We start from the raw sequence: 10084 nt of genomic DNA, 5'->3' as shown, positions 1-10084 counted from the left end.
CGTCCTTTATCCTCAGAATAAGTATCTGCGACCAAGTCATAGATGAAGGAAAAATCGATAACTTGCTCAACTTGACGAAGAAAATGGTCTTGCGGAACGAGTTCATCTAGCGTGTAAAAACCAACTTGATTGTGGTTGTAGTCTAGATTTTCTTTGTGAAACATAGGGAATACCTCTTGGAAGACAAAGAGCCTTTTTGGCGTCTATTTTTTCCAAAATATTTTATTCATTATTTACCAATCTATTCTATCCAAAACTCTGAATTCGATAAAAATAAAAAGGGATATTCATTGTCCCTTTTATAAATTTTTAGATCTTGAATTATCAAATTAAGCCAAATATTCACCTCTATTTTGATCTTTACTTTCGCTCTTTTCAGTGTCGAGTCTCTTCTCTAAATTCAAAACTATCTTTCCATACATATCTCCATATTTCTTTTTAGTTGTTTTGACTTATAGTACAAAAGATAATATAGGACAAGTGCCACATACTTGTAGATTACTATTATACTTAGTACAATCAATTAACACCTGATTCTCTTGCCGGAGATAATAATCGTAGCTTGAATCACAATCAAAATCGCTAGGTCTCAAATCCCCTTTACTCATTTGGAACGAGTTTAAGGGAAGACGGAATTATATTTTGGTTTAATAAATAACGGACAATGGAGTGGGTATTATAACCTGAATCTGCAAAATATAAAGGTCCCAGATGCTCAAAAAGTGCAAGAAAAACCTGATTTCACGCATATTACCAGCTTCGTTATTATAACCTAGTACCCAGTCATACTTATCCCCAAGTAATTTCCAATTGATAGCTGGCAAAGAGATGTCCCTCTTGATTTTGTAGTTGATAGTCTAAATAAATCTTTTGTCCATCCACTTGGTAGCGATTCGTTTGGATAATAAACTCCTGCATGCCCATGGGTGTGGGGATATAGGCCAAACTATCACTATCCTTTAGAAAACGCATAATGGTCTTGGGATTGGAAAATCTGCTCATCACCAGTTCCTGACCATGGAATTTAATCACTACTTTTTCTTTTTCCTCATTGTAGAAAAGCAAATAGCGATAATCTCCCTTTTCATGCACTTCAACATCATAAAGTTGGTCAATCACTTCCAACTGCTCATCAAACTGAATCCTATTTCGCATCCGAATCTTCACATCTAGTCCTCTTTCTTCTCTCTTGTCCTACTATTTTACCAAAAACTCTAGCTTTTTGCTATAATGGTCATATGAACGAAAAAGTATTCCGTGACCCAGTTCACAACTACATCCATGTCAATAATCAGATCATCTATGACTTGATTAATACTAAAGAATTTCAACGTTTGCGTCGCATCAAGCAACTGGGAACTTCCAGTTATACCTTCCACGGTGGGGAGCACAGCCGCTTCTCTCATTGTCTAGGAGTTTATGAAATTGCACGACGTATCACAGAGATTTTTGAAGAAAAATATCCTGAGGAGTGGAACCCTGCTGAGTCTCTCTTGACCATGACCGCTGCGCTCCTCCATGACCTTGGACATGGTGCCTACTCCCATACATTTGAACATCTCTTTGATACCGACCACGAAGCCATTACTCAGGAGATTATCCAAAGTCCTGAGACAGAGATTCACCAAGTCCTGCTACAAGTGGCGCCAGATTTTCCAGAAAAAGTAGCCAGTGTCATCGACCACACCTATCCTAACAAGCAGGTCGTGCAGCTCATTTCTAGCCAGATTGATGCAGACCGCATGGACTATCTCTTGCGCGACTCCTATTTTACAGGAGCATCTTATGGGGAATTTGACCTGACTCGTATCCTTCGAGTCATTCGTCCTATCGAAAATGGGATTGCCTTTCAACGCAATGGCATGCATGCCATCGAAGACTATGTCCTTAGTCGTTACCAGATGTATATGCAGGTCTATTTCCACCCCGCAACACGGGCCATGGAAGTTCTCCTACAGAATCTTCTCAAGCGTGCCAAGGAACTCTACCCTAAGGACAAAGACTTCTTTGCACGAACTTCCCCACACCTCCTACCTTTCTTTGAAAAAAATGTGACCTTGTCTGACTATCTGGCTCTGGATGATGGTGTGATGAATACCTACTTCCAGCTCTGGATGACCAGTCCTGACAAGATTCTTGCAGATTTATCGCAACGCTTTGTCAACCGCAAGGTCTTTAAATCCATCACCTTTTCACAAGAGGACCAAGACCAACTCGCTAGCATGAGAAAATTGGTTGAGGACATCGGCTTTGATCCCGACTACTACACTGCTATTCATAAGAACTTTGACCTCCCTTATGATATCTATCGTCCCGAATCTGAAAACCCACGGACACAGATTGAGATCTTACAAAAAAATGGAGAACTGGCAGAACTCTCTAGCTTGTCTCCTATCGTCCAATCCCTTGCTGGCAGTCGCCATGGAGATAATCGCTTTTATTTCCCAAAAGAAATGTTAGACCAAAACAGCATCTTTGCAAGCATTACCCAGCAATTTTTACACTTGATTGAGAACGATCATTTTACCCCAAATAAAAACTAGAAGAGGAAATTTATGAGTATTAAACTAATCGCCGTCGATATCGACGGAACCCTAGTCAATAGCCAAAAGGAGATTACTCCTGAAGTCTTTTCTGCCATCCAAGATGCCAAAGAAGCTGGTGTCAAAGTCGTCATTGCAACTGGCCGCCCTATTGCAGGTGTTGCCAAACTTCTCGACGACTTGCAGTTGAGAGACGAGGGTGACTATGTTGTGACTTTCAATGGTGCCCTTGTCCAAGAAACCGCTACAGGACATGAGATTATCAGCGAATCCTTGACTTATGAGGACTATCTGGATATGGAATTTCTCAGTCGTAAGCTTGGTGTTCACATGCACGCCATTACCAAGGATGGAATCTACACTGCAAATCGCAATATCGGAAAATATACAGTGCACGAATCAACCCTCGTCAGCATGCCCATCTTCTACCGTACTCCTGAAGAAATGGCTGACAAAGAAATCGTTAAATGTATGTTTATCGATGAACCAGAAATTCTCGATGCTGCGATTGAAAAAATTCCAGTAGAATTTTACGAATGCTACTCCATCAACAAATCTGCTCCTTTCTACCTCGAACTCCTTAAAAAGAATGTGGACAAAGGTTCAGCCATCACTCACCTAGCTGAAAAACTCGGATTGACCAAAGATGAAACCATGGCTATCGGGGACGAAGAAAATGACCGTGCCATGCTGGAAGTCGTTGGTAACCCTGTTGTCATGGAAAATGGAAATCCAGAAATCAAAAAAATCGCCAAATACATAACTAAATCTAACGATGAATCCGGCGTTGCCCATGCCATCCGTACATGGGTACTGTAAAATAATATGAATATAGAAAAAGCACTCCAGAAATTAGAGATACTGTACTGACCCCAAAAGTTAGACAGAAAAAATCTTACTTTTGGGGTGCAGTTCAAGATTCAGTATTTTTGGTCTATAGTTCTATCCCCTTAATAATTATTAAATCTGAAAAAGGTAGTACATTATGTAAAACCTTTTTCATTTTTTTATTTTACTACGAATTAATATTATTTTTTCTAATGATAATTAACCCACTAATCTTCCTTCATAAATATTGCAGTTCTTTTCTTAGTTAGCTTTTTTTCATAACTCTTTATAAGAATAACCAATAAACTACTTAGTAATCCCAAAATAACTAGACTTAATCTCGGGTTTAAAAGCCAATTAAAATAAGCAGCCAGTATCCCTCCAAAAGGAGCAAAAATGGTAGCTATTACAAAAGAACTAGAAAGTATCTTTCCAATATTATACACAGTACTTTCTTGCTGCTGTATTGTTGTAATCGAAACAGAAGCTATTGTAATTAGTCCGCTCAAAATTGAATAACAAATTCCAAAAAATATCCAATTTTCTACTATTCCACTCGCCATAATGACAAGTGGGATGGTTGCCATTGATATATTCATCAATATAAAAGCATCCTTCTTATTCAAAAAAGTAGAAAGAAAGGTTACTGCTATCAAACTTCCAAATCCAGCAATTGAGTAAACAATCCCAACAAGACTATTTGATAATTTTAATTGATCCTGTAAATAATAAATAATCGTTGCATTGAAGCCTAGCATAGCGATATTCACAACAATAGTAAAGAGTAAAGAAATCCTCAACTTAATATTTGTAAAGTTCTCTTTAAAACCTACAAAAATTTCTTTTATATCATCATTACCATTCTCCTTGTGTTCTTGATCTGGAATATATGAAATTAGTATTGAAAGAAATAATAACAAGAAAGAAGCACTATTAATAAAAAAAATGCTATTAATATTAAACTTTAACATTAGTACCCCTGCTATAGCTGGAGAAATTAATTTTGAAATAGTTCGGACACCTTGAAACTGAGAATTATATTTTTGCAATTCTTCCTTCTCAAATAAGGCAGGAGTAATGACTGAGAATCCTGTTTGAAAAAGTGTCGAAAATAAAGGTATCAAAAATGCAATAACATAGTAAAAAAATATAGAAACTGAATATTTAGATAATATCGGTATTACACTACATAATAATGCAGGTATTAATGTAGACCATAATAGTATTTTTTTCTTATTGAAATTATCTAATAAGTAACCCATAACAAATCCCAAGAAGAATTGAGGTAGCAATTCAATAATCACCATTCCTCCCATTGCAAAAGACGAATGAAATTCTTGGTAAATTAAGATTGGAAAAGCAATTTTCTGAAATCTATCTCCAATATTTGATATAAATTCACCAAAAGTTATTGTATAAAACGTTTTCTTGTTAATATCCAAAATGTCCCTTCTTTCTAGTTAAACAACGATGAATATCACTTTTTATTAAATTGGTAAGACTTATTCCAAACCTCTTTGCAAGAGTTGGTACCGCACTATTTTCACTTAAACCATACATAGTTACTAACTCAATGAAATAAACATCGTCGTCAGATACTCTAAAATCAAGATAACAACTACCATCTATTTAATAATAATCCAAAATAAGTGTTTAGTTGTAACTAAACACTTACCTGTACAGGTAAGATTCAACCTCCGACTATAATGATAATATCCATAATCAATAACAATATTCATGTAAATTTTAAAAGTTTTTTCATACTGAACCTCCCTTTATTTTTTATTTATTGTATAATAAATAAAAAACCTTTGAAATTTTGTTGGGAAAATGGGAAATTTGAAATCAAAACTTGGTATAACACTCAGAAAAATTCGAAAAGGAAAGCAAATCAGTTTATGTTCAATTGCTGATAGTAATTTATCTAAATCTCAAATTTCTAGATTTGAACGGGGAGAATCAGAAATCTCTTGTATTCGACTAATCAATATTTTAGATAAATTACATATAACTTTGGATGAATTTATTATTCTTCATGACAATAATTCTACTAGAACTGGATCATTCGCTAACTTGGTGCAATATATTCGAAAACACTACTCCACAAAAAATTTTGATAGTATTATTGAATTACTATCAAACTCTTCAAGTTATAACTTGGGTCCTTATGAAAAGACAATGGTAAAATCGATTCTCTATACAACAAATAAAAATTTTCTCCCCTCGGACGAGGAGTTATTACAGCTAACAGATTATCTTTTTAAAGTTGAAAACTGGGGTTACTATGAAATTATCCTATTAGGTAACTGTGTAAGAACAATTAAATATAACTCCTACTTCCTATTAACTATAGAAATGTTAAAAAATTATATCTATTCAACATTAAATAAGACAAATAAACGGCTTGTTACACAATTAGCAATCAATTGCCTAATTGTTAGTGTTGATAAAGAAGAATTTCAAAATTGTAGTTTTCTTATCAAAGAAGTAAAAAAATTATTAAACAATGAATTAAACTATTATGAACAAACCGTCTTCTTATATACGTGTGGCTATTTTGAATTTAAGCGTAATCCTGCGAACGGAATCGAAAAGATGAAACAAGCACTTCAGGTATTTGAAATTCTAGGAGAACACAATATAAAAGCACAGTACCAAGAGCACTATGACAAATATATTAATCAATGACACAAGGATAGTTAATCTTTAACCACCATAGGATTAATTATTGTTATTCCAATAGTATTTCTGTACTAAATTTTTTATCAAAATCCTTATCATTCAGTACTTTTACAAACATTTCTAGATTTTTTTCTAATTCCTCATACTCATAAAGATAATGATCCAACTCCTCTTGAAACACTCTTATTTATTCGGTTACTTGTTCTACTGTAATTGATTCTGCCAAATTTAATTTTGAAAAGTCATATCTTGCAAGCTTTCGACTGCTCACATCCTCACTCTTCAAATTGATAAGCACTTCCGCCATCTTATTTAAGTTGGCGATTTTTTCATTAATTTGATTTAGTTTTATATCTATCTCTGCTATTTCTTTTACTAACTCGTCTTTAATGTCTTGGTATTTCTTATCTACTTCAGTTAATTCAATGAAGAGGTTAATCTCAGTAATCTTTTCCTGTAGACTCTTAACTGTAGATCTTCTGTATGGTATTACTCGACTATCGTTGGTTAGCTGTCTTATCAATGTTCGTCCTTTGACATACTGATTCTTATCCGAATGTTCTTTGTTATATACAAAGTATGAAGTTGTCTCACGTATAAAGATTTTATATTTTGTTTGATTCTCTTCTTCCAGAATATCTAATTGATAATTGGGAATCATGACCACCCGTCTAACGGGTGGTTTGTCCCAGGGCTATAAGCCCAAATTACCAGCCAGCGCCTAAAGACGCTGGCTTTCACGTTGTTCAAGCCTTATTGCTCTTGACTCGTCACTTGCCTTTCAAAGAGGCTTTAGTATTACTTACCACTATCCCTAAAGGGATCCTCATATTCTGTTACACTTAATTTATCTAGTGCTATATCATGCTTTACTCGTTCTCAAATTTTTATACTCGTGAAGAAATCATCCACTGGATAATTTCTTTAATCTTGGATATATTTCTTAATTGTGGCTTCATTGAGTCCAACCGTACTCACATAATAACCTTCCGTCCAAAAATGCCGATTCCCAAACTTGTACTTGAGATTGGCGTGTTTATCAAACATCATGAGTGCACTTTTGCCTTTTAAATACCCCATAAAACTTGAAACACTTATCCTCGGCGGGAATACCGACTAACATATCTACATGATCAGGCATTAAGTGACCCTCGATAATTTCAACTCCTTTATAACTACACAAGCGATGAAATATTTCGCCTAAACTACTTCGATATTGATTATAGATAACTTTTCGTCTATACTTAGGGGTGAACACAATGTAATAGAACAGTGCCACTTTGTGTGCGATAAACTATGAGCCTTTTGTGCCATATTTTTCTCCTTTCGCTTTACAATTGGCTTGAACACCTTTATTGTATCGCGTTCGGAGTTTTTTTGGTATAACCTTCGACGCGCACCTAGCGGAGCGAGACGGACTAATAGTCGCATAATTTTCTACTATTCCACTCGCCATAATGACAAGTGGGATAGTTGCCATTGATATATTCATCAATATAAAGGCATCCTTCTTATTCAAAAAAGTAGAAAGAAAGGTTACTGCTATCAAACTTCCAAATCCAGCAATTGAGTAAACAATCCCAACAAGACTATTTGATAATTTCAATTACGTCCATTTTTTTCTCTCATTAATTGGACATAGCCCTTTGTTTCTATTTTTGAATTTAAAAACGAGAACTCTCCGCACATTTTATCATAAAAATTATTATAATCTTCTTTTGAAAAATCTCCTAGAATCTCTATTTCAAGATAAAATCCAAGACCATCAATCTTATCTAGATTAATCGTTTTATTTTCTAATTCATCATGATAAGTCTTTCTATGTTTACTTATTGTGAAAATATTTGAAAAACCATCTTGCAAGATATTCCTTACAAATTCTAATTTTTCAGATTCTAACTCTATTTCACTTTCACTCCACATTCCTTGTTTTATCGTATCTTTTCTTGTAAAAACACTTGCTCTATTATCATCTTCTTGGCGAATTCTGTAGATAAAGCTACCTACCTCATCATTTTCAAATTCTCTTCCTTTTGTTTTAAAATATTTATCAACTTGCTTATTTTCACACTTAAATTTATAAGATTTTTCTAAATATGAAATAGCATTATTATAATCTTTCTCATCGTTGAGTTCAAATCTAACTTCTAATTCATTCATTAATTTTACCTCTCAATTCTTCAAAGGCTGAAGTCTCTTTACATTCACTCAGTCTATAGTAAGTTTCTGGTGATGTTTTATAGACACAAAGCCTAATATTTTCTTGCACTCATTTTAGCACTTCAATATAATACTGTCAACATTTTTGATAATATTTTTTTATTTATTTTTATTAAATACATATTTGTATTGTTTGGGATTAAAAAAACGATGCTTAATTGAACATCGTCTTTACTATTCTGTTATATCTGCAATGTAATGCTTGATTTTAAGAGCCATTGACATATTTCCCTCAAGCTTATATAGGAAATAAGCCGTTTCAAAGTACTCTTTTACTGCAACTTTAGAAGAAAAATTCTTACTGACATTTCCCATCAATACATACAAATCAGCCAAAAGATATGTTGTTCTATACGTCTTACATTGCTTTATCGTATCTGTGATTTTAGTAATAGCCTCTTCAGTATTATTCTGCAACCATAGATAGCGACAAACATTATAATTAAATTTAATAGAAAGGTTTAATTCTTCGATTGTGTTTAACTTGAGTTGATTTACTTGATACTCTAACTTTTCTCGAATTTCATTAAAACTCTCTAAATCTTCAATGTCATAATAAAAATTGAATAGAGTATTTGAAACTTGGAGGTAGGTCAAGTCAGATACACTTAACTGAGACAGTACCTTCTCCAATCTTGCCACAGCCTCTTCTTTTTGCTCATAGAAATAAAAATCTATAAGAGATTTTATCCACTCCATATAAAACTTATCTACTAGAGACAAGCGATGTACCTTTACACTCTCTAGTTCATATATATATTTCAAAGACTCATAATTTCGATTTGTGATAAAAGTCTGGGCTAACTTTTTAAACTCTGATAGCTCATCAATCTCTTCTCCAATCTGCTCATTAAAAAAATAATCTATACTAACTTTTAACTTCTTAGACAGAGCATATAAAAAGTCGGCTCCTGGAGTAAATTCTCCATTCTCTAATCTGCTAATCTGTCCCTGTTTACATATCCCCTCAGCCAATTCTCGCTGAGACATTTTTAATTCTTTTCGTCTATTTTTTAATCTTGTTGCTAAAAGTGTGCCCACATTTGCATTTTCCTTTTCTATTCGATTTCAATTTTAATTGTAACATGATTAAATTTTAAATACAAATTAATAAACCAAAAGATACAAATTATAGATAAATAATGGCTAGGTATGTTATTTTTGAAAACCTATCCCTTCTTCTTTTGAAATTTTCTTACTCAAGCGATTGATAAAACTACTAACGTTAAATGTACTAGATGTTAGACTATCACGTTTAGATTTTGCTATTGATAGATTTAACAGACCAGAAATAGTCTTTTACAACATATCAAATTCAGGGGAATAATAACGATTTTCCCCATTTTTTACACTCTCTAGTTCATAACAATCAATTCATCTTGTCACATACCTTAGCCCCAAAAATCCACACCAAATCTTTTCGAAAGCTGTTTAAAGCTTTGTACTTGCTTTCTAAGTTCATAGAGCTGAACCTTAACCTCATTTGTGCAATTCCATAATAAAAATAAGGACATTCTAATAAAGGATGTCCTTATTTTCTAACTAATAGATGTCAAAGTTACTTTGCTGATCCACTTTATTCTGTAATCATTGAGCAAAATTTGGTCAAAAAGGAAAAAAATACTAAATTATTTTTAAAATGAAATTGTGATAATTGTCTTTAAATAAACACTTTAAATTTTCTGTGTCTTTCTTTACATTTCTATATATGCTCCCTGCTGGAATCGAACCAGCAACTACTCCTTAGGAGGGAGTTGTTATATCCATTGAACTAAGGGAGCTAGATAAAAACTCTGCTGAAAAGCAGAGTT

The 10084-nt window shown here is 33.7% G+C and carries 8 protein-coding genes, 1 tRNA gene and 3 pseudogenes; 3 read left to right on the top strand and 9 right to left on the bottom strand.

Features of this window, described 5'->3' with window-relative positions; translation table 11 throughout:
• Positions 1-164, bottom strand: a pseudogene (locus QM409_RS05200) (IS5/IS1182 family transposase); the annotation flags it as partial.
• Positions 165-789: 625 nt separating this feature from the next.
• Positions 790-1167, bottom strand: coding sequence for a DUF1934 domain-containing protein (locus QM409_RS05195; protein WP_414305488.1), 378 nt, complete (start codon positions 1165-1167; stop codon positions 790-792).
• 71 nt (positions 1168-1238) lie between these two features.
• Between QM409_RS05195 and QM409_RS05190 the strand changes: the two genes are divergently transcribed.
• Both QM409_RS05190 and yidA read left to right on the top strand, forming a co-directional pair.
• Positions 1239-2543 carry an HD domain-containing protein gene (locus QM409_RS05190; protein ID WP_261062815.1) on the top strand — a complete coding sequence of 435 codons (1305 nt, stop codon included), beginning with the start codon at positions 1239-1241 and terminating at the stop codon, positions 2541-2543.
• Positions 2544-2555: 12 nt separating this feature from the next.
• Positions 2556-3362 (top strand): sugar-phosphatase, encoded by an 807-nt coding sequence (yidA, locus tag QM409_RS05185; protein WP_049546840.1) that lies wholly within the window; start codon positions 2556-2558, stop codon positions 3360-3362.
• 236 nt (positions 3363-3598) lie between these two features.
• On the opposite strand, the gene QM409_RS05180 is transcribed toward yidA, so the two are convergent.
• Both QM409_RS05180 and QM409_RS05175 read right to left on the bottom strand, forming a co-directional pair.
• The gene (locus QM409_RS05180; protein WP_045611848.1) at positions 3599-4813 is read right to left on the bottom strand and encodes an MFS transporter; all 1215 of its coding nucleotides are present in this window, start codon (positions 4811-4813) and stop codon (positions 3599-3601) included.
• On the bottom strand, positions 4803-5000 hold the full coding sequence (locus tag QM409_RS05175) for a hypothetical protein (RefSeq protein ID WP_414305490.1): 198 nt from the start codon (positions 4998-5000) through the stop codon (positions 4803-4805). The genes QM409_RS05180 and QM409_RS05175 overlap by 11 nt, the downstream gene beginning before the upstream one ends.
• Positions 5001-5210: 210 nt before the next feature.
• On the opposite strand from QM409_RS05175, the gene QM409_RS05170 reads away from it, so the two are divergent.
• The gene (locus tag QM409_RS05170; protein ID WP_045612578.1) at positions 5211-6059 is read left to right on the top strand and encodes a helix-turn-helix domain-containing protein; all 849 of its coding nucleotides are present in this window, start codon (positions 5211-5213) and stop codon (positions 6057-6059) included.
• A gap of 43 nt (positions 6060-6102) precedes the next feature.
• Here the strand turns inward: QM409_RS05170 and QM409_RS05165 are convergent.
• The 5 genes and pseudogenes from QM409_RS05165 to QM409_RS05145 form a co-directional block, all read right to left on the bottom strand.
• A pseudogene (locus QM409_RS05165) lies at positions 6103-6720 on the bottom strand (helical hairpin domain-containing protein); the annotation flags it as partial.
• Positions 6721-6851: 131 nt separating this feature from the next.
• Positions 6852-7367: pseudogene (gene tnpA / locus QM409_RS05160) on the bottom strand (IS200/IS605 family transposase).
• Between the two features lie 288 nt (positions 7368-7655).
• Complete coding sequence (locus QM409_RS05155; protein WP_414305487.1) at positions 7656-8213, bottom strand: CYTH domain-containing protein; 558 nt, start codon at positions 8211-8213, stop codon at positions 7656-7658.
• 234 nt (positions 8214-8447) lie between these two features.
• Positions 8448-9314 (bottom strand): helix-turn-helix domain-containing protein, encoded by an 867-nt coding sequence (locus tag QM409_RS05150; RefSeq protein ID WP_414305486.1) that lies wholly within the window; start codon positions 9312-9314, stop codon positions 8448-8450.
• A 668-nt stretch (positions 9315-9982) separates the two neighbouring features.
• Positions 9983-10054, bottom strand: a tRNA-Arg gene (locus QM409_RS05145).
• Positions 10055-10084: the final 30 nt, after the last annotated feature.

Source organism: Streptococcus mitis (assembly GCF_047465045.1).
In the GTDB taxonomy this organism is placed as follows: domain Bacteria; phylum Bacillota; class Bacilli; order Lactobacillales; family Streptococcaceae; genus Streptococcus; species Streptococcus mitis_DT.
The sequence above is the reverse complement of the archived record's forward strand: the minus strand, read 5'-3'. Positions and strand labels throughout refer to the sequence as shown.

What these genes read in the sequence shown, in the direction of transcription:
- QM409_RS05190 (WP_261062815.1), top strand. Translation starts at nt 1,239, where the DNA reads ATGAACGAAAAAGTATTCCGTGACCCAGTTCACAACTACATCCATGTC.
- yidA (WP_049546840.1), top strand. Translation starts at nt 2,556, where the DNA reads ATGAGTATTAAACTAATCGCCGTCGATATCGACGGAACCCTAGTCAAT.
- QM409_RS05155 (WP_414305487.1), bottom strand. Translation starts at nt 8,213, where the DNA reads ATGAATGAATTAGAAGTTAGATTTGAACTCAACGATGAGAAAGATTAT.